The sequence below is a fragment of the Mesorhizobium australafricanum genome (assembly GCF_033977265.1).
In the GTDB taxonomy this organism is placed as follows: Bacteria; Pseudomonadota; Alphaproteobacteria; order Rhizobiales; family Rhizobiaceae; genus Mesorhizobium; species Mesorhizobium australafricanum.
Map to the genome: position 1 here is coordinate 196080 of NZ_JAVIIT010000007.1, position 18913 is coordinate 214992.

Genomic DNA, 18913 nt, shown 5'->3' on the forward strand with positions numbered 1-18913 from the left:
TGCGCCAGCTCGCGCTTGGCCTTGGGCGTCAGCCCGTCCGCCAGCGCTGGCTGAAGAGCAATGGCCGTGCTCAGCAGAAGGACAAAGGCGCGCATCACGAAGCGCCGACCTTGATGGTGCCGTCGGCCATCACCGTGCCGGAAATGATCTTGCCGCTGTCGATGTTGCGGATCTTGATCTGGTCGCCGGCGGCACCGGGTTGCAGCGTGACGCCGGCCGCCGAAATGGTCAGCGCGCCGGCGGTGAAATAGACCTGCACGGAAGCGCCCTGTTCGACCAGCCAGGCGTCACGGATGGCGGTGACCGGGATATAGCGGCCGGGCAGAAGCGTGCGCTTGGCAACCTTGCCTTGGAGCTCCTCGGAGCGCGTCGCCATGCCGTCCGGCTTGTGCTTGCCGGGGATGAGCGTCACCTGCTTGAGCGAGGCGAATTCGATGGTCTCGCCGGGATAGATGACCCGGTTGGGGATCAGCACGGCCTCGCCGACGGATTGGCCGGCGGCGATCTGGTTTGCCGACTGGCCGGTCGGGTCCTGCGCGAAAGCCGGCATGCCGGCGCCCACCAGAATGGCGGCCAGCGCGGCGCGGCGCAGTGCGCAGGAGATCGGCTCGGCCATCATCCGTTACCTGATGTTCTTGGAGACCACCGAGGCCATGTCGTCGGCGGCCTGGATGACCTTGGAGTTCATTTCGTAGGCGCGCTGCGCCGAGATCAGCTCGGTGATTTCCTTCACCGGATCGACGTTGGAGGACTCCAGATAACCCTGCTGGATCGTGGCGAAGCCAGGATCGCCCGGAACGCCGACATTGGCCGGACCCGAGGCAGCCGTTTCCTGGAAGAGGTTGTCGCCGAGCGGCGCCAGGCCCGCCTCGTTGGCGAAGTTGGCGATCTGGAGCTGGCCGAGAAGCTGGAGGTTGGTCTGACCGTCCAAGCGGGCAAAGACCTGGCCGGTCTTGTTGACGATCACCTCGATGGCGTCGGTCGGCACGGTTATGGCCGGGATGACGTTGGCGCCGTCCACCGTCACGAGCTGGCCGGTGGCATTGGTGTTGAAGGCGCCGGCGCGGCTGTAGAGCGTGCCGCCGTCGGCCCCCTCGATCTGGAACCAGCCCCTGCCGGTCAACGCCAGGTCGAAACTGTTGCCGGTGCTGGCCAGTTCGCCCTGCGTGTGGACGTTGCGGACCGCCGTCGTCTTGACGCCGAGGCCGATCGAGACGCCTTCCGGCACCAGCGAGGTGTTGGAACGGTTAGGCACGCCTTGCGTGCGGTCGACCTGGTAGAGCAGGTCGGAGAATTCGGCCCGCGCCCGCTTGTAGCCGGTGGTGTTGATGTTGGCGATGTTGTTGGCGATGACTTCCAGGTTGGTCTGCTGGGCATTCATGCCGGTGGCGGCGATGGCAAGTGCTTTCATGACGCTGTCCTAGATACTCATGCGACTGATTTCGAGGTAGGCCGAGACGACCTTGTCGCGGATCGCGATGGTGGTCTGCAGCGCCTGCTGGGCGCTCAGCACCGCATCGACAACCTGGCGCGTATCGGCATCGCCCTTCAGGGCCTGGATCGACATCTGCTCGGCGCCCTGCAGCGTGTTGACCGTTTTGGTCGCCGCATGGCTAAGGACGTCGGCGAAGGTGCTGCCGACGCTTTCGCCGGCCTGCGTTCCGACGCCGCCTGGCAGCAGGTTCGGTGACGCAGACCCCGCTCCGTCAACCGCTGTCTTGAATTGTATTGCCCCGATACCGCCGATCATTACTGGTTCCTCATAAGGTCGATGGTCATGGAAATCAGATCGCGAGCCTGCTTGATGACCTGCAGGTTGGCTTCATAGGAGCGGTTCGCCTCGCTCATGTCGGCCATTTCGACCAACGTGTTGACATTGGGCATCTTGACGTACCCTTTGGCGTCGGCGGCTTCGTTGCCGGGCTGGAATTCGATCGGGAAGTCCGAGGGATCGCGAGAGATCGAGCTGACTTCCACCAGCGAGCCGCCGCTTGCGCGGTCGACCTCGGACTGGAAGGTGATCGTCTTGCGACGATAGGGATCGGCGCCGGGCGTGTTGCCGGTCGACTGGGCGTTGGCAAGGTTTTCCGAAACCACGCGCAGGCGCTCCGACTGGGCGCCAAGGCCGGATGCCGCGACTTTGAGGGCTGCAGTCAGCGCATCCATGCTCAGCTCTTCACCACCATCGTCATCATCGAATGGAAGGCCTTGACGATTGCCGTGTTGAGCTCGAAGGAGCGGCGGACCTCGCCGGCCTTCATCAACTCCTGTTCGACAACGACGGTGTTCTTCGACGGCATGATCGCGCCGTCAGGGTCTTCCGGCTTCACGTTGAAGCCGGCATTGGCGGTTTCGGAGCCAAGGTGGCCCGCCTGCGTGGCGGCCAACGTCACCGCGGTCCGATCGAGGAGCTTTTCGAACGGCTCGACGTCATTGGCGGTGTAGCCAGGCGTGTTGGCATTGGCGATGTTGGAGGCGATCGCCGACTGGCGCACCGCCAGCCATTGCGACTGACGCGTGGCGAGATCAAAAAGGTTTACGGGTTCCATGGGAATCTCCCGGACGAGTACGCGCAAGACTAGGCGGCCAGTCTTGCGCGGACCTTGCGCGGGGAGGGCTATGCAGCCCTAGAGCCGGATGATTTCAGTTCTGTTCGACCTGAAATCAGAATCCGGCTCTAAACCAAGGAAATAGAGCATTATGTCGTCCGAAACCGCTGCACACTTCTGGGCGACATGCATTAGCCGTTACTTAGAGAGCTGGATCACCTTGTCGGTGCTGGTGACGATCACCCACCTGCCGCCGCGCTGCTCGATGGAGGCGACGCGGCTGGAATCCGGCAGGACGGAGCCGCGCTGAACGATCCAAAGACCTGTATCGTCCTCGATCATGGCGCGGCCGTTGGCGACATGCACCATCTTGAATTCCGAAGCGGCGGCCGGGAATGGCTGGTCACCGGGCGCGGGCGCGGGTTCGTCCTGCACCGTTCCCGTGGCAAACAGGTCGATATCGGCATTGGGAACGTCCTTGGCCGTCAGCGGTCCGCTGCGTTCGGCTACGACGCCGCCGCCCTCGCGTCCGGAATTGCTGCCGCTGCCGCCGAACTTGATGGCCTGGACGCCGAACTGCTCCTGGTTGAAGAAGATGTACCAGGGAAACAATGCGCAGATCAGGCCGAGCGTGATGCCGAGCGCGGCGATGACAAGATCGCTGCGGCGGTCCGCGCGTCTGTCGACCAGGCGCGGGAACTGGGCTTTCGGCGGCTGTGGCCACTCGGTGCTTGGAAAAAGCCCGTCGATCAACGAATCGCGGCTGACTTGTGCCTCATCGGCGATCGCGGCAGCGGATGTTCTCGGCGGATGCGGCTTGTCGGCTCTCATCAGAAGAGCTGTTGCCATCACCGCCTTGGCGCGCGCGGCCTTATCCCTGGCAATTCTTGCTTTGTCGGCCTCAGCCCTCTCCGCTGCCTCGGCCTCGGCAAGCATGTCGCGCAGCATGCGCTCGGTGTATTGGAGCTCAGTCTCCTTGATCGCCATTGAGCTTCCCCTTGAGATGGCGGGCGAGGTCGGCGAACGGATCGGCCGATGCGCGGTCCCGCGGCGATTGCGTGAGCGCCTCGTAAATCAGCGGCACCTGTCGCACCGCGATATCGAGCTCGGCGTCGGCGCCGCTCTGGTAAGCGCCCAGCAGGCGGATGTCGCGCGTATCCTCGAAGCGCGCGATCATCGATTTGAGCCTTGTCACCAGCATGCGTTGCTCGGCGCTCCAGGCCTTGTCGGCGAGGCGCGAGATCGACGACAGCGGATTGACCGGCGGATAACGGCCCTGCTCGGCAAGCGCGCGGTCGAGCACGACATGGCCGTCGAGGATGCCGCGCACCGAGTCGGCAACCGGATCATTGTGATCGTCGCCGTCGACCAGCACGGAGATGATGGCGGTGATCGAGCCCCTACCTTTGACCCCGGGGCCTTCGGCGCCCGGTCCGGCGCGTTCGAGCAGCTTCGGCAGGTCGGTGAAGACCGAGGCCGGATAGCCGCGCGCGACCGGGGGCTCGCCGGTTCCCGTCGCAACCTCACGCAGCGCATGGGCAAAGCGGGTGATGGAATCCAGCACCAGGAGCACACGATGGCCCTGGTCGCGAAAATGCTCGGCCACGCACATGGCGGTGTCGGGGGCGCGCCGGCGCATCATGGCGCTTTCGTCGCTGGTGGCGACGACCGCGACGGTCTTGGCCATGCTCTCGGCGCCGATCGTATCCTCGAGGAACTCGCGCACCTCGCGGCCGCGCTCGCCGATCAGGGCCACGACCACTGTATCGAAGGCCTCGGCGCCGGCGAGCATGGCAAGCAGCGTCGACTTGCCGACGCCGGAACCGGCGAAGATACCGAGCCGCTGGCCGAAGCAAAGCGGGGTGAAGATGTCGATCACCCTTACGCCGGTGAGGAAGCCGGTGCCGACGCGCTGCCGCGACAAGGCGCCTGGCGTCGCGCCATGCGTGACGTCGGCAGCATTCGGCCTGATCAGTGGCGGGCCGCCGTCGATGGCTCGGGTCAAGGCATCGATGGCGCGCCCGCGCCAGGAGACATGCGGCGTGACCGCGAGCGGGCCCCGGCGAAAGACGGCGTCGCCAATGCCGGCATCGGCGCTGCGTTCGAAGGGCGCGATCACCACTTCGTCGCTGCCGATCTTGACGATCTCGCCGCGTCGCGCGCCGGCCTTGCCGCGCTGCTCGACGATGTCGCCCAGCCTGGCAATTCCGGACAGGCCGCGGACCTTGTAATGCGTCGGCGATATCTCGGCGACGCGGCCGCCGCGCGCAAGCAGCGTCTGCGGATCGTCGAACCGCCGGAAGACGCGTTCGAGCTCGGCCAGCCTGTCCGCCCGTCCGGTATCCGCCGGGCTCTCGGAAGCGCGCAACAGGGACGAGCCGATCGTCATGCCGTCACTTCGAGCCGAGCGTCTTGATCGCTTCGTCGGTGGAGGAATCGGTCTGCCGCATCAGCGCTGCGGTGTTCTCGAAAGCGCGCTGAACCTGGATCAGCCGGGTCATTTCCAGCACCGGGTTGACGTTCGACTCTTCCAGAAACCCTTGAGCGACACCGACGCCCGAGCGATCGGTGACAGGTTCGGGCGTGCGCGCCGGAACGATGCCCGAATTGCCATAGCGGACGAAATTCTCGCCGGGATCGAAGTTGTAGAGGCCGATGGCCCCGACCAATTGGTCATTCTGCCTGAGCGAGCCGTCGGCGCCTGCCTTGGGCGGGCCGTTGCGCGGATCGAGCTGGATCGGCGCGCCGCCGCTGTCCAGCACCGGATAGCCTTCGATCGACATCAGTTCGCCGTTCTCGTTCATGGAGAACCGGCCGTCACGCGTCATCACCGTGCCGGCGGGCGTGTCGATGGCGAACCAGGCGTCGCCCTGGACGGCGAAGTCGAACGGGTTGCCGGTTTCGCTCAGCGCGCCATGCGCGCCGGAAAGATAAGTCTTGCCGGAGGAGGCGAAGGAAACCGACCTGGGCCCGGTGCCGGAGACGACGTCCTCGAACTTCACGCCGGTGGCGCGAAAGCCGATGGTCGAGGCATTGGCGACATTGTCGGCGATGGTGTCGAGACGGCGCTCGAGCGCGATCTGCGAGGAAAGGGCGACGTAAAGACTGTCCTGCATGATCTTCTCAGAACTTCAACTGCTGCATGGCCATCATCAGATCGGTGGAGATGCCGACGGTGGTCGGCTTCGCGAAGAGCACGCTGATCGACGACACGGCCGTCGAGGTCGGGTGGTTGATCTCGTACATGCTGGTGAAGCGGGTCAGGAATTTGCCGAGCTTCTCGGGATCGGTGAAATCCTTGATGTCGAGCTTCTGCTCGAACAACTGCGCCTGCTTGTCGATGTCGGCGGTGGCGAAGGAATCGGGCAGGCCGAGCGCGGAACGCACCACGCTGGCAAGTGCCGTGTCGGCGAGCACGTCATACCAGCTGGTGATGTCCGGCGCCTTGCGCTGGAAATAAAGCGCCAGCCGCACGCCCTCGTTGGTCTTGCCGGCGTCTTCCTCCAGCGTCTGGCGCATATATCTGTCGACGGTCGGCTGCTGCGCCGGAACATAGGTGGTGGCGTTTTCGCCGTATTGTTCAAAGTTGAAGGCGGAGGCCAGCGCGGCATAGGCCGGATCGGCCTGCTTGTTGGCGACACTGTTGGGGTCGCGCACGCCGCCTTGCAGGACCTGTTTGATCAGGTCCTTGTCTTCGGTGGCGGAATCGAGCCCGAACGCGGCCAGCGCGTAGGTGTAGAGCCGGCTGTTGCCCATCAGGTCGTCGACGGACTTCACCTTGGTGATGTTTGCCAGGTAATAGGTCGTCTCACCCTTCACATAGTCCGAGTTCGGATCGAGCCCTGCGATCTGCGCTTGCGTGGCGTAATTCTTCGTCACCAGCTGCTGCGCCTTGCTATACACGGTCGCATCGGCGCCGTTGGCGGCGAAATTGAAGGCGCTGACGAATTGGGCGTAACGCTTGTCGGTCAGCTTGTTGGCGAAACTGTCCGGGTCGGAAACGCCTTCCTTGAGCGCCTTGACCATGAAGGCCTTGGCATAGTCCATGCCCTCGAGGCCGTAGGCCTTCATGGCATATTTGAACAGCCGATCGTTGTTGACGAAATCGTCGATCGATTTCACCTTCGTGATGTTGGCCAGATAATATTGGGTATCCCGATCGACTGTCGGCTGTTTTTCAACCTGGTCGATCGACTTGTTGATGTCTTTAACAATCAACTGATAGCTGGTGTAGGTATTGAGCAAGGACACGCCTCCGGCCGAAGCTATCCCGGCACAATAGCGTCACTTCCTTGCGCGAAGCTGAATCGGATACTCTCGCCTTGGGATTCAAGCTCTGTGGGATTCGGCGCAATGCGTCGGGAAGGCCCGACCGGCGCCGATCCATAAAGGGGAGGCCCCGATCACGGATGATCCAGGCCGGAACCCGCACGGGCCCACTCCATTACACCGATGTCTGGCGGTCTGCGCCACCCTGCGGCTGCGGAGCGATCATGTCGTGATCCACAAGGAGAAGGGACGGGCCGCTCCGGCGCGACCATCAGGCAGGGGTCTTACAGCCGCCTGCCTTCATGAAACAGTAAAATGCGTTCGGGCGCCACGCAAAGGTCGAGTTTGTCCTTGGGCAGACGATCTGGCCGCGCGTCATAGGCCTCGATCTCCTGGCCGCCGATCTCCGCGAAATAGCTGACCGCCGCCCCCAGTTCCTGACGGTATTTCACCGGCACCATGATGCGGTTCTCAACCCCGCCACCGAAGAAGTGTTCCGGGCGGATGCCCACCGTCACCGGCCCGCGATGATCCACGACAGTCTTCAGCACGGCGCCATTGACCAGCCGCACTTCGCGGCCGCTAGACTCCGCGGCGAGGAAATTCATCGGCGGTGAGCCGATGAAGCCTGCGACGAATTGGGTCTTGGGGTTTTCATAAAGCTCAAGCGGTGTTCCCACCTGCTCGATGCGCGAGGCATTCATCACTACGATCCTGTCGCCCATGGTCATGGCCTCGACCTGGTCATGTGTCACGTAGATCGAGGTGGTCTTGATCTTCATTTGCAGATTGCGGATTTCCTTGCGCATCTGCACGCGCAGCTTGGCGTCCAGGTTGGAAAGCGGCTCGTCGAACAAAAACGCATCCGCATACTTCACCATCGAGCGGCCCATGGCGACGCGCTGGCGTTGGCCACCTGAGAGCGCGCGCGGGCGACGCTGCAGATAGGGTGTGATTGAAAGTATTTCAGCCGCCCAGGCAACGCGGCGGCTGATCTCGTCCTTGGGGACGTTCTTGATCCTGAGGCCGAAGGCCATGTTCTCCGCCACTGTGAGATGCGGATAGAGCGCGTAGTTCTGGAACACCATGGAGACATTGCGCTCCTGCGGCGGCAAGCCGTTCATCATGCGGTCCCCAAAGCGGATCACTCCGCCTGAAATGGTGTTGAGGCCGGCGATACAGCGCAGAAGCGTAGACTTGCCGCAGCCCGAGGGGCCAACGAGCACCACGAATTCGCCATCGGCAATCTCGAGGTCAATACCGGACAGAACCGGCAATTCTCCGTAGCGCTTTTCCAGACCCTGAATTGAAATCGCAACCATGATCAGACCTATTTGACGCTTCCCTGGGTGAGGCCACCGACAAGGTAGCGCTGAAAGAATACAGCGATGACATAGACCGGCAGCATGCCGGCAAAGGAGCCGGCCGCCATCTGGCCGAAATTGACAAGCCTTTCGCCCTGGAAAAGCGACATGCCAACGGTGATGGTGCGGCTTGTGTCCTTGAAGGTCATGGCGGAGGCAAAGAGCAACTCGTTGTACGAGAGTATGATGCAGATCAGGGCTGTGGCGATGATGCCGGGCCACAACAGCGGCAAGACGATTCGGCGGAGAGTGAGCCAATAACCAGCGCCGTCGACCCAGGCGGCCTCATCAATGTCGTCGGGAATATCCTTCACGAAGCTGCGCAGCAGCCAGAAGGCAACGGGAATGTTCATGATGCCATAGACCAGCGCCAGGCCGGGAATGGTGTCGATGAGCCCGATCATCTGCATCAGGAAAAACAGCGGCACCAGCGCGATGATGGGTGGTGCGGCATAGGAAGCCAGTGTGATGTTGGGGATCACCCGCCGCAGGAAGCCAAGTTTTACCATGGCATAAGTGGCAGGCACGGTGATCACCAGGGTGATGATGCCGCTCAGAACCGCGATGAGGGTTGAATTGCGGATCATGCTGGCGATAGGCACATGACGGAAGGCGGCTGGATAATTCTCCAGCGTCGTATTGCCGGGCAGCAGATAGCCCTGAAGGACGTCGTCCGGCGTCTTGAAGGAGGTGGCGAGGAGATAGGCGATGGGCACCATGAAAAAGGCAATGATGATCAGTAGCCACAGCCAAGCCAGGCGGCGTGCAATCTTCGAAATGGGCATACCCTCGATCACCGGCGGCTCTCCAGATAGTTGAACAGGGCGACCACGGGCAGCGTCACGATCGAGACAGTCAGGGCAAAGAGAATGGTTTGTGCCGCGGCGAGGCCGACGTCGAATTCGCGCATTGCGGTTTTCCAAATCTCGAAAGTCGCAATAGTGGTGGCGTTGCCGGGGCCGCCTTGCGTGAGCGCGTAGACAAGGTCGAAAGTCTTGAAGGCCATGACGAGGCGCAGGAGATAGATCGCCACCAAAGCCGGCGCGATCATCGGCAGGGTCACGGTCCAGAACATGCGGCGCGGGTAGGCGCCATCAAGGGCCGCCGCCTCATAAACGTCTTCAGGCACGGTGGTAAGGGCCGCGAAGCAAAGCAGCGCCACCAGCGGCGTCCACTGCCAAGTGTCGGCCACCATGATGCCAGGGAAAGCAAGATAGCGGTCGCCGAAAACCGAAATTGGCTCGCTGGTCAGGCCGCTTCGCAAAAGCACGCCATTGATCCAGCCGCCGGCGGGATTGAGCATCAGCTTCCAGGCGATGCCCACCATCACCGGTGGCGTCATCATCGGGAGGAGGATCAGGGCACGGAGCCAGCGGCCTCCTCGCACATAGCTGTTCAGCAGATGCGCAATGAAGAGGCCAAGGCAGAGCTGCACGGCGGAAACCGCCAGTGCGAACCAGATGGCATTGAAGAGCGACGTGGCAAAGACAGTGCCCTTCAGCGCCCAGATGAAATTGCCGAGACCTACAAACTTCTGGAAGCGGTCGCCCAAATCAGAGCGGGTGAAGGCCAATGCGATCAGATAGACAAGCGGATAACCGGCAAAGACGGCCAGCCCGCTCACCATCGGCGCAACCATGATTGCGCCCGCCCACGTCGAACGCTGGGATTGAAAAGACTTGTTCATCTGTCTTGACCGTGTTCACGGATGGCAGGGAAGCGATCCGCCATCCGTGACAGTTGTTGTGCCTTAATCCTGGAGGCGTTCCCAGGCTGCCTGGACATTGGCCAAGCCGTCTTCCGGCCTGGTTTCGCCAGAGACCATCGCCGCGAGCTGCTCGGAGAGAGCTTCCAGCATGCGCGGAGATTGCGCACCAGAGGGCCAGCCCACCGCGCCGTTGAGCGCGGATGAAGCGGCACGCTGAACCCCCGGGTTGAAGGCAATGTATTTCGGATCATTCAGGTTCGACTTCCTGAACGGATCGATGCCGCTTCCCGTGGTGGTAATCAACTTGAGACCCATGGCGGCTGAAGAGGCGAGCTTGATGAAGGCCCAGGCTACATCCTGCTTTTGGCTGTAGGTCGAGACACCGAGCGTCCAGCCGGCATTGAGCGGCGCGCGGCTCGTAGTAGCCTTGCCGCCGATCGGCAGCGGCACGACATCCCACTTGCCGGCAACCTTGGAGTTCTTCGGATCGTCGGCATAGGTGCCAAGGTCGGTCCAGCCTTCGGTCATGGCCGCCTTGCCGCCGATGAAGGCAGTAAGCGCCTGTTCGAAGCCGGTTTCAGCCGGAGTCGGCAGGGAATAGGGAACAGTGGCAACGAGATTTTCAGCTGCGGCCAGGGCGGCATCCGAACTCAGTGCCGGTTTGCCCTGATCGTTGATGAAGGCGCCGCCATAATTGGCGAGGCGGTTGGCATAGACCGAGACATTGAGGATCGGCGCCTTTACGCCCATCAGCGCCATGCCATAGATGCCCTTGCTGCCTTCAGCCTCAGTGATCTTCTTGGAAACGGCCACCACGTCATCCCAAGTCTTGGGCGGGGTCACACCGTTGCGTTCGAAGATCTCCTTGTTGAAGAAAAGTGCGTGGGTGTCGCCGTCGAACGGCAACGAATAGCGCTTGCCCTTGTGTAGGCTGTAGGCATCGTAAAGGGCCGGAATGTAGTCATCGGGACTGATTTCGCCGGCATCCTTGGCGATGCGGTCGGTGAGGTCGAGCAGGATGCCCTGATCGGCAAGCGCGCCCTTGGACACGTACCAGAAATCGAAAGCGTCAAAGCGCTTGGCGCCCGACTGCAGGTCAAGCGTCAGCTGTTGCTGGATCTGGTCCAGGGGTGCCGTGACGACCTCAACTGAAACCCCAGTGGCTTCCTTGAACGCGTCGGCCACGATCTGCATGCCGCCGGCCTGAGGCTGTGAGGCGAGAACCGTAATATTGCCGCCCGAGGCCGCATAAGCCTGCGAAGCAAAGCGCGAGGCTGCGAGCGCGGCCGCTGCTGCGCCGATGCCGGCCTTGATCATGCCCCGTCGCGTCATGCCGGGGCCATTCATGAACTTCTTCATTTTTGTTCCTCCCGATGGCCGGTCCAAAAAAATTCTTCCACCCGGCCTCGATTGTGATATTGATCTGTGATATTAATAACAGTCAAGTGATTTTTATCACACAGGAGGATTTTGCTAGGATGAGCAAGCTGAAGATCGCGGCGGTTGGCGACCAGTTTATTGGGATGGCCGTGTTCGACCGGGCGCTGAAGGCAGTTCTCGCCGATGGCTATGAACTCGACGGTTGCGATTCGGATTGGCCGGATGTGCCCTTCTTCGACCGTTCCGGCCCCGCCGGCCCGGAGATCGCTGAATACAGCGGCAAGCCGGAAGACATCGAAGCTTACGTGATGGGTGCTGATGTGCTGCTGACCCATCTGGGGCCCATTTCCCGCAGCTTGATTGAGCGCGCGCCAAAATTGAAATTCATTGGCGTTACCCGAGGCGGTCCGGTCAACATCGATATGGCTGCCGCGCGCGAAAAGGGAATCAGGGTGGCTAATGTGCCGGGCCGAAATGCAACCGCAGTTGCCGAATTCACCATCGGCGAAATCCTCGCCTGCACACGCAAGATCGCTGAAGGTCATGTGGGCATGGCCGCCGGCGCATGGCGCGGCGACCTCTACCGCTACGATCGTACCGGCGACGAGCTTTGCGATCTCACGGTGGGCATTGTCGGCTATAGCCATGTGGGCCAGCGCGTGGTGCGCCTGCTCAAGCCCTTCGGCTGCAAGGTGCTGGTGTGCGATCCCTTCGTGAAGCTCAACATCTATGACAGTGCTGACGGCGTTGAGCAGACCGACTTCGACGACCTCATCAAGCGTAGCGACGTGGTCACCCTGCATGCGCGGCTGACAGACCAGACGCGGGGCATGCTGTCAAAGGAGCACATTGCAAGCATGAAGCGCGGTGCCATCGTCATCAACAACGCACGCGGCGAACTGATCGACCAGAAGGCGCTTGTTCAGGCGCTGAAGAGCGGCGCGTTGGGTGGCGCGGCCCTCGACGCCTATGAGGTAGAGCCGCCGGATACCAAGGACGATCTGCTCACACTCCCCAACGTGACGCTGACCCCGCATATCGCTGGCGCCTCGCGGCGCGTTGCGACCTATGCGGCAGAGACAGTGGTGGCCGATCTCAAGCGCTTTCTGGAGGGAAAGCCGCTTATCAATGAATGTGCATGACTGGCTAATAAAACCAGGAACATGAGTTGCGCCGGGAGGAGAAATTGGGACGCTATGTCTTAGCCATCGATGCCGGGACCGGCAGCGGCCGCGCCATTGTCTACGACCTGAAGGGCGCCATCGTCAGCCTGGCGCAAGAGGAATGGTCGCATCCAGCAGTCCCGGACGTGCCGGGCGGTTTCGACTTTGCGGCGGAAGTCAATGGCGCGCTGGTTGACCGCGTGATCGGCAAAGCCATCCACGAGGCCAATCTGAGCTCTTCGGAAATCGCCGCGGTTTCGACCACTTCGATGCGCGAGGGCGTCGTGCTCTATGATGCGGCAGGTACCGTGCTCTGGGCCTGTCCCAATGTAGATGCCCGCGCGCAGGCCGAGGCCAATGAACTGGTGCGCGAAGGCATAGCACAAAAGATCTATGAAACGGCCGGCGACTGGGTTTCGATCACCGCCCCCGCCCGCTTGAAATGGCTGCAGAAGCGTCACCCCGACCTTGCCAGCCGGGCGCGGCATATCGGCTTGATTTCGGACTGGCTGGCAACGCGCCTCACCGGCACCTACTACACCGAGCCGAGTGTCGGTTCTTCCTCGGCCTTGTTCGATCTTTCCAAGCGCTCATGGTCGATGGAACTGGTGGAGGCCATCGGCCTTGATCCTGCCATCATGCCGCCGGTGGTCGAGCCCGGCACGGTGGTCGGCCGTGTGATGACCGCAGCCGCGCAACGCTGCGGCCTTGCTGCAGGTACCCCGGTCATTGCCGGTGGGGCGGACACGCAGCTTGCCCTCTTCGGCCTCGGGCGTCGCGCGGGCGATGCCACCCTGGTGGGCGGCAGTTTCTGGCAGACAACCATTCTCGCCAACAAACCACTCATAGACCCGAAGCGTTCGCCGCGTACGCTGTGCCATGTGCAGCCCGGGGAATGGATGGTGGAAGGCATCGGCTTCCTCACCGGCTTCTCCATGCGCTGGCTGCGCGATGCCTTTGTGCTGCCGCTGCTGCCCGCCTCCGAACGGTCCAAGGCCTTCCAGCGCATGGAAGAGCTTGCAACTGCTGTTCCGCCGGGCTGCGAGGGTGTTTATGCAACGATGGCCAATCCGATGCAGGCCGACCGGTGGCTGCACCCGGCCCCCGGCTTCCTCGGCTTCAACATCAATCGCGCCGATGTGGGCATTGGCGCGGCTACACGTGGTATCATGGAGGCGGGTGCTTTCATCGCGCATGATCATCTGAAGACGCTCAAGGCGCTTTCCGGCTATTCCTTTGAGCGTATCCAATTTACCGGGGGCAGCAGTCAGGGCGCGCTCTGGCCGCAAATCATTGCCGATGTCTTCGGCCTGCCGGTCGACATTCCAGTGGTGAAAGAGACGACAGCCCTCGGCTGCGCGATGCTTGCGGCTGTCGGCGCTGGCTTGTTCAAGACGCTCGATGAGGCCGTCTCTGCGATGGCAAGCCCGGTGGAGCGCCAGATCGAGCCCGCGCCCGAAAAACATGAGGCCTACAGCAGTCTGGAACGGCAGTGGATGGCCCTCAATGGCGAGATCACCAAGATCGCCAACCGAGGGCTGGTAGAGCCGCTGTGGCGGCCGGCAGGCGCTCTTACCTGACGCGGCCATCTTCATCATCACCCTCTCCAAGATCGGAACCTCGAATGCAATCACTTTGGAATGACGCAACGGCCAACTCATGGCGTGCGCGCGGAAAAGGCAATGCGGCCGCGGAAGCGCTCGCTTTGCGAGTCTATACGTCGCAACTCCTCGGCCGGGAGATGGACCTGGTACTGCATGGCGGGGGCAACACGTCCGTCAAGGTCGAGGAAGAAAGGCGCCGGATCATTCACGTGAAGGGATCGGGATGGGACCTCGCCACCATTGAGGCGCCTGGCCTGCCGAGCATCGTCCACGAACCTCTCCTTGCGACACGCAAGGGTCCACGCCTTTCGGACCCTGAAATGGTGGCTCTACTCCGCAAGAATATGATCGACCTGTCAGGCCCCAATCCTTCGGTCGAGACACTGCTTCATGCCTTCCTGCCCGCAGCTTTTGTCGACCACACCCATTCCGCGGCGGCCTTGGTGATCGCCGACCAGCCCAATGCCGCAGAACTGGCCAAGGAAATCTTCGGCAAGAAACTCGCCATCGTGCCATATGTGATGCCGGGCTTTGATCTTGCCATCGAAGCCGCCAACTGTTTCGACAAGGTGCCGGATTGCGAGGGCTTGTTCCTCGTCAATCATGGCCTGTTCAGCTTCCATGACGACGCGCGTACCTCCTATGAAGCCATCCTGGCCTTCACCACGGCCTGCGAGGACTTCATTGCCAGGCATGGCGCGGCCCTGCGCGCGCCTGAAGCAAATGGGCCGTTGGACGGCGCCGCGAAGACGGACGTCCTTGGCAAGCTGGCGCAAGCGCTGCAGGCCTATCCCGCTTTCATGAAGGGCGTGACCTTTGATGTGCGTTCCAATGCGAGCATCTCAGAGTTTCTTGCGATACCCGATCTTGAAGAGGTGAGCGGCCGCGGTACCATCACGCCGGACCATGTGATCCGCTTGAAGCAGAAGCCGGTGTTGGGGGACGTCAAATTCTCGGCCGAAAACTGGAAGCGCGCTGTGGTCCGCTATGTCGATGACTACACGGCCTACTTCAGCCGCCATGCCCCGCAAGCGGCAGAGCCTAAGGCCATGCTTGATCCGCTGCCGCGAGTCGCACTTGTTCGCGGGCTTGGCGTGGTCGGTATTGGCCGCAATGACAAAGAAGCCAGGATATGTGCCGATCTCGCCGAACAGGCCGCGCGTGTCATTGTCGCTGCTGAAAAGCTCGGCCGCTTTACCCCGATCAAGGAAAACGAGTTCTTTGACATGGAGTATTGGTCCTTGGAGCAGGCCAAGCTGAAAAGCGCATGAGTCTTGGGGCTTTCCTCAGTTTTGGGTTGCTTCCGGATTCCCATCGAATAGTTTTTCGCCATGAAAAAGCAAAGCGCCTCGTCCGCCGCGGCACACAAGGAAGAGAAACGTTGGGATACTGACAATCTCAGCCTTGCTGCCGACGTGGCCTGGCTTCACCTCGTGCAGGGCTTAAGCCAGGCCGAGGTGGCGGATCGGCGCGGTATGAGCCGCATGAAGGTTCATCGGCTTTTGCAGCTCGCCTACGAGCGCGGCTATGTGCGCGTCTTCGTTGACCGTGTGCCTACCTTCTGCATGGAGCTGGAAAAAGAACTGATCGCAGCTTTTGGCCTTTCGGCGTGCATGGTAGCACCGGATGGCGGGACTGAGGGCGATATGTTCTCGGCCATGAGCGTCGTTTCGACTGCGGCTGCTTCCTTCCTATTCAACCGGCTGGAATCAACCGAGCCCCGCACCATCGGCATTGGCTCTGGCCGTACCATGGCGGCGACCGTGCGCTCCCTGCCCTCCGTCCACCGGCCTGACACAAGCTTTGTGTCATTGACCGGGGACTTTGCTGTGCTCAATGATGCAAACCCCTTTGAAGTGATCAACACGCTGATCCAGAAAACGGGCGGCAAAGGCCATGCTTTCACCGCGCCGCTGATTGTCGAGACAGCGGCAGACCGGGAGCTTTTCCTGCGCCAGCGCGGTATGTCCTGGGCCATGAAGCTGGTGAACGAGGCGGATTTCTATTTCACTGGCCTGGGCCACGTGGGCGTCAATTCCTTCTTTGAAAGCTACAGCCTCCTTTCTAAGCTTGAGATCAAGGAACTGCGCGATTTGAATGTCGTGGCCGATATTGCCGGCAATTTGCTCACCGACACGGGCAAATTCATCACCGAAAGCGTCGCGCTGCGTACGATCGGCGTGAGCCCGGCGATACTCTCTTCACATGAGCTGATCATTGTGGCGGGCGGCGCCGAGAAAGCGCAAGCGGGCTTCGCTGCGTTGAAGTCCGGCTGCGTGAATGGCTTCATCACCAATGAGGGCATGGCCAAGGCCATTTTGGGCTTGATGTGAATCCCAATTCAAGCGCGCTGCATTTGGTCGGGGACCGGGCGAGCGGGCACCGAAACGGCGCAGTGTCGATACCGTGTGGCGATGCGCGACTTGGTGGCGCGGACGCGCAGGTCGCGCCGGCGTCGGTCGAAGTTCGTAGACGAACTCGATGAAGCCGTTGCCATGGTGGATGTTTGCGCCTGGCCTGGTGCCGGGTTTCAAGCCTCACACAAGGCACGGGGACTATCCCTGATCCACGACGTGACATGCGGAAGGACCTGTCGTGGGCATTCTGATCGGACTTGTGGTGACGCTCGGCTGCGTTCTCGGCGGCTTCATGGCCATGGGCGGCCATCTGCATGTGCTGCTGCAGCCATGGGAAGCGGTGGTCATCTGCGGCGCCGCGCTCGGCACCTTCCTCGTCGCCAATCCGATGAAGACGGTCAAGGACACCGGCAAGGGCATTCTCGAAGCGTTCAAGCAGGCGGTGCCGAAGGAGCGCGACTATCTCGAGACGTTGGGCGTGCTGCACAGCCTGATGCGCGAGCTGCGCTCGAAGTCACGCAGCGAGGTCGAGGCGCATATCGACAACCCGGAAGAGTCGGCCATCTTCCAGGCGTTCCCGACCGTGCTCAAGAACCACGATCTGACGAATTTCATCTGCGACTATTGCCGCATCATCATCATCGGCAATGCCCGCTCGCACGAGATCGAGGCGCTGATGGATGAGGAGATCCAGACGATCCGCACCGACAAGCTGAAGGCCTATCACGCGATGGTGGCGGTCGGCGACGGCCTGCCGGCGCTGGGCATCGTCGCCGCAGTGCTCGGCGTGGTGAAGGCGATGGGCGCGCTCGACCAGTCGCCGGAAATCCTCGGCGGGCTGATCGGCGCGGCGCTCGTCGGAACCTTCCTCGGCATCTTCCTCTCCTATGCCGTGGTCGGTCCGGTCGCTACCAAGATCAAGACAGTGCGCGAAAAGAAGAACCGCCTCTACATCATCGTCAAGCAGACGCTGCTTGCGTATATGAACGGCGCCTTGCCGCAGGTCGCGATCGAGTTCGGCCGCAAGACCATCTCTTCCTACGAGCGTCCGACGATCGATGCCGTCGAGCAGAGCACCATGAACGCTGGCGGCGCCGAGAAGAAGGCGGCCTGAGCATGCTCCTTCTCAGACAGGGCCGCTTGCCGTCATGACCAGCCCGGCCAGTCCGTCAGAAACGCGGGCCTTGATCATCGAGCGCCTCGTCGGCGACAGCGGCGAGGCCGCGCAGGTGATCGGCGTTGGGCGCGGCATGGCCGAGCGCGCGTTGCCGCTGCTGCAAAAGGCGCTCGCAGGCGAGCTCGGCGCGCCGGTGACGGTCGATCTGCAAGTCGTGGAAGTCAGCCGCGTCCCCGAGGCGCGCTCGCGCGCCGGCGAGGCGTTCGCGCTGAGCATCATTCCTTCGCCGGCCTCGGCCGACGCCATGACGCTGGTGATGGATGCGCAAGCGGTCGCCGTCATGGTGAGCGCGCTGTTCGGCGGCGATCCCGACCAGCCGGTCGCGCCGATCGAGCGCGACCTGTCGCAGATCGAGGCCGATGTCGCGACCACCGTTTTCCAGGAGGTCGCGACGGCGCTCAATGGCTCCGGCAAACGCTCGCTCGATCTGCGCCTACCGGTGCCGAAGGCGATGTCCGGCAACGAGGCGAGGCGGCGCGTGCTGCGCGACGGCGCCGCCGTGCGCATCGTCTATGGCCTGTCGACGCCGTCCGACAGCGGCACGCTCACGGTGATGATCCCGCAGCGCCTGCTGCTTACCTCGCGCGGCGCCGAGGCCACCGCGGGCGAGGATGGGGAGGCCACGGAGTTCGACTGGCGGGCCCGCTTCTCCGAAGAGGTGATGCGCTCGACCGTCCCCGTCGAGGCGACGATGCCGCTCGCCAGGCTGACGCTCGGCGACCTTGCGGCGTTCGAGCCCGGCCAGGTGATCGAATTCGAGGAGAACGCGCAGCTCAACGCCAGGCTCAGCACCCGCGACAAAACATTGTTTGTCTGCGAGTTCGGCAAGTTGGGACAGAACTACACCGTTCGCATCAGCCATCCGCATGATGCCGGGCAGGATTTCATCGACGGACTGATGCCGGGCTGACGCCAGGCCCGGGATTTATGGAGACGACAGATGGCAAAGACCAAGGTGGAAGCCGAACCCGATCAGCCCGACGAACAGCTCGACCGCGCCATAGAGGAACTGCGCGGCGTGCTGCGGGAAGAAGAAAATCGCCCCGATGCCGCCCTTCAGTCGGGCGCCAATTCCTCGATCATCATGACCATTCCGGTCGACGTGCAGATCATCCTTGGCAGCACGGAGATGCCGGTGTCGGAGTTGATGGCACTGCAGAAGGGTTCCACTGTCGCGCTCAACCGCCGCATCGGCGAGCCCGTCGACGTCGTGGTCAACGGCCGCAAGATCGCGCGCGGCGAGATCACGGTGCTGGAAAGCGATCCGACGCGCTTCGGCATCAGACTCACCGAGATCATCGCCGCGACGAAGAGCGCCTGAGAATGGTCGGCGGACGGACCA

The 18913-nt window shown here is 62.3% G+C and carries 20 protein-coding genes; 7 read left to right on the forward strand and 13 right to left on the reverse strand.

All coding sequences use genetic code 11. The features are described from left to right. Positions 1-94: 94 nt before the first annotated feature. The 13 genes from flgA to RFM98_RS16005 all read right to left on the reverse strand — a co-directional run bounded on the left by flgA (position 95) and on the right by RFM98_RS16005 (position 11249). The gene (gene flgA / locus RFM98_RS15945) at positions 95-616 is read right to left on the reverse strand and encodes a flagellar basal body P-ring formation chaperone FlgA (protein ID WP_320309759.1); all 522 of its coding nucleotides are present in this window, start codon (positions 614-616) and stop codon (positions 95-97) included. Positions 617-622: 6 nt separating this feature from the next. Next, positions 623-1411 (reverse strand): flagellar basal-body rod protein FlgG, encoded by a 789-nt coding sequence (gene flgG, locus RFM98_RS15950; RefSeq protein WP_126059625.1) that lies wholly within the window; start codon positions 1409-1411, stop codon positions 623-625. A 9-nt stretch (positions 1412-1420) separates the two neighbouring features. Further along, the gene (gene fliE, locus RFM98_RS15955) at positions 1421-1750 is read right to left on the reverse strand and encodes a flagellar hook-basal body complex protein FliE (RefSeq protein WP_320309760.1); all 330 of its coding nucleotides are present in this window, start codon (positions 1748-1750) and stop codon (positions 1421-1423) included. Continuing rightward, positions 1750-2166, reverse strand: coding sequence for a flagellar basal body rod protein FlgC (gene flgC, locus RFM98_RS15960; protein ID WP_320212446.1), 417 nt, complete (start codon positions 2164-2166; stop codon positions 1750-1752). The genes fliE and flgC overlap by 1 nt, the downstream gene beginning before the upstream one ends. 2 nt (positions 2167-2168) lie before the next feature. Next, positions 2169-2549, reverse strand: a complete 381-nt coding sequence (gene flgB / locus RFM98_RS15965; protein WP_320309761.1) for a flagellar basal body rod protein FlgB — start codon at positions 2547-2549, stop codon at positions 2169-2171. Positions 2550-2747: 198 nt separating this feature from the next. Then, on the reverse strand, positions 2748-3536 hold the full coding sequence (locus RFM98_RS15970; protein ID WP_320309762.1) for a hypothetical protein: 789 nt from the start codon (positions 3534-3536) through the stop codon (positions 2748-2750). Next, positions 3517-4938, reverse strand: a complete 1422-nt coding sequence (gene fliI / locus RFM98_RS15975) for a flagellar protein export ATPase FliI (RefSeq protein ID WP_320309763.1) — start codon at positions 4936-4938, stop codon at positions 3517-3519. The genes RFM98_RS15970 and fliI overlap by 20 nt, the downstream gene beginning before the upstream one ends. Before the next feature lie 4 nt (positions 4939-4942). After that, complete coding sequence (gene flgF / locus RFM98_RS15980; RefSeq protein ID WP_320309764.1) at positions 4943-5665, reverse strand: flagellar basal-body rod protein FlgF; 723 nt, start codon at positions 5663-5665, stop codon at positions 4943-4945. Positions 5666-5672: 7 nt separating this feature from the next. Next, positions 5673-6794, reverse strand: coding sequence for a DUF1217 domain-containing protein (locus RFM98_RS15985; protein WP_320309765.1), 1122 nt, complete (start codon positions 6792-6794; stop codon positions 5673-5675). Between the two features lie 308 nt (positions 6795-7102). Beyond that, entirely contained in the window at positions 7103-8140 is a 1038-nt protein-coding gene (locus tag RFM98_RS15990) for an ABC transporter ATP-binding protein (RefSeq protein ID WP_320309766.1), read from the reverse strand. Positions 8141-8148: 8 nt separating this feature from the next. Further along, positions 8149-8979 (reverse strand): carbohydrate ABC transporter permease, encoded by an 831-nt coding sequence (locus tag RFM98_RS15995; RefSeq protein ID WP_320309767.1) that lies wholly within the window; start codon positions 8977-8979, stop codon positions 8149-8151. Next, positions 8976-9821: a carbohydrate ABC transporter permease gene (locus RFM98_RS16000; protein WP_320309768.1), complete on the reverse strand. Its 846-nt coding sequence runs from the start codon at positions 9819-9821 to the stop codon at positions 8976-8978. Before RFM98_RS16000 ends, RFM98_RS15995 begins: the two co-directional genes overlap by 4 nt. A 111-nt stretch (positions 9822-9932) precedes the next feature. After that, positions 9933-11249: an ABC transporter substrate-binding protein gene (locus RFM98_RS16005; RefSeq protein WP_320309769.1), complete on the reverse strand. Its 1317-nt coding sequence runs from the start codon at positions 11247-11249 to the stop codon at positions 9933-9935. Between the two features lie 119 nt (positions 11250-11368). Between RFM98_RS16005 and RFM98_RS16010 the strand changes: the two genes are divergently transcribed. The 7 genes from RFM98_RS16010 to fliN all read left to right on the forward strand — a co-directional run bounded on the left by RFM98_RS16010 (position 11369) and on the right by fliN (position 18892). Further along, the gene (locus RFM98_RS16010) at positions 11369-12412 is read left to right on the forward strand and encodes a 2-hydroxyacid dehydrogenase (protein WP_320309770.1); all 1044 of its coding nucleotides are present in this window, start codon (positions 11369-11371) and stop codon (positions 12410-12412) included. A 44-nt stretch (positions 12413-12456) separates the two neighbouring features. After that, positions 12457-14013, forward strand: a complete 1557-nt coding sequence (locus RFM98_RS16015; RefSeq protein WP_320309771.1) for an FGGY family carbohydrate kinase — start codon at positions 12457-12459, stop codon at positions 14011-14013. A gap of 44 nt (positions 14014-14057) precedes the next feature. Then, positions 14058-15308 carry a class II aldolase/adducin family protein gene (locus tag RFM98_RS16020; protein WP_320309772.1) on the forward strand — a complete coding sequence of 417 codons (1251 nt, stop codon included), beginning with the start codon at positions 14058-14060 and terminating at the stop codon, positions 15306-15308. Positions 15309-15368: 60 nt separating this feature from the next. Continuing rightward, complete coding sequence (locus RFM98_RS16025; RefSeq protein WP_320309773.1) at positions 15369-16370, forward strand: sugar-binding transcriptional regulator; 1002 nt, start codon at positions 15369-15371, stop codon at positions 16368-16370. Between the two features lie 262 nt (positions 16371-16632). Further along, entirely contained in the window at positions 16633-17508 is an 876-nt protein-coding gene (gene motA / locus RFM98_RS16030; RefSeq protein ID WP_320309774.1) for a flagellar motor stator protein MotA, read from the forward strand. Between the two features lie 70 nt (positions 17509-17578). Further along, positions 17579-18481, forward strand: a complete 903-nt coding sequence (locus tag RFM98_RS16035) for a FliM/FliN family flagellar motor switch protein (RefSeq protein WP_320309775.1) — start codon at positions 17579-17581, stop codon at positions 18479-18481. Between the two features lie 30 nt (positions 18482-18511). Further along, positions 18512-18892 (forward strand): flagellar motor switch protein FliN, encoded by a 381-nt coding sequence (fliN, locus tag RFM98_RS16040; RefSeq protein WP_320309776.1) that lies wholly within the window; start codon positions 18512-18514, stop codon positions 18890-18892. The last annotated feature ends 21 nt before the right edge of the window (positions 18893-18913 follow it).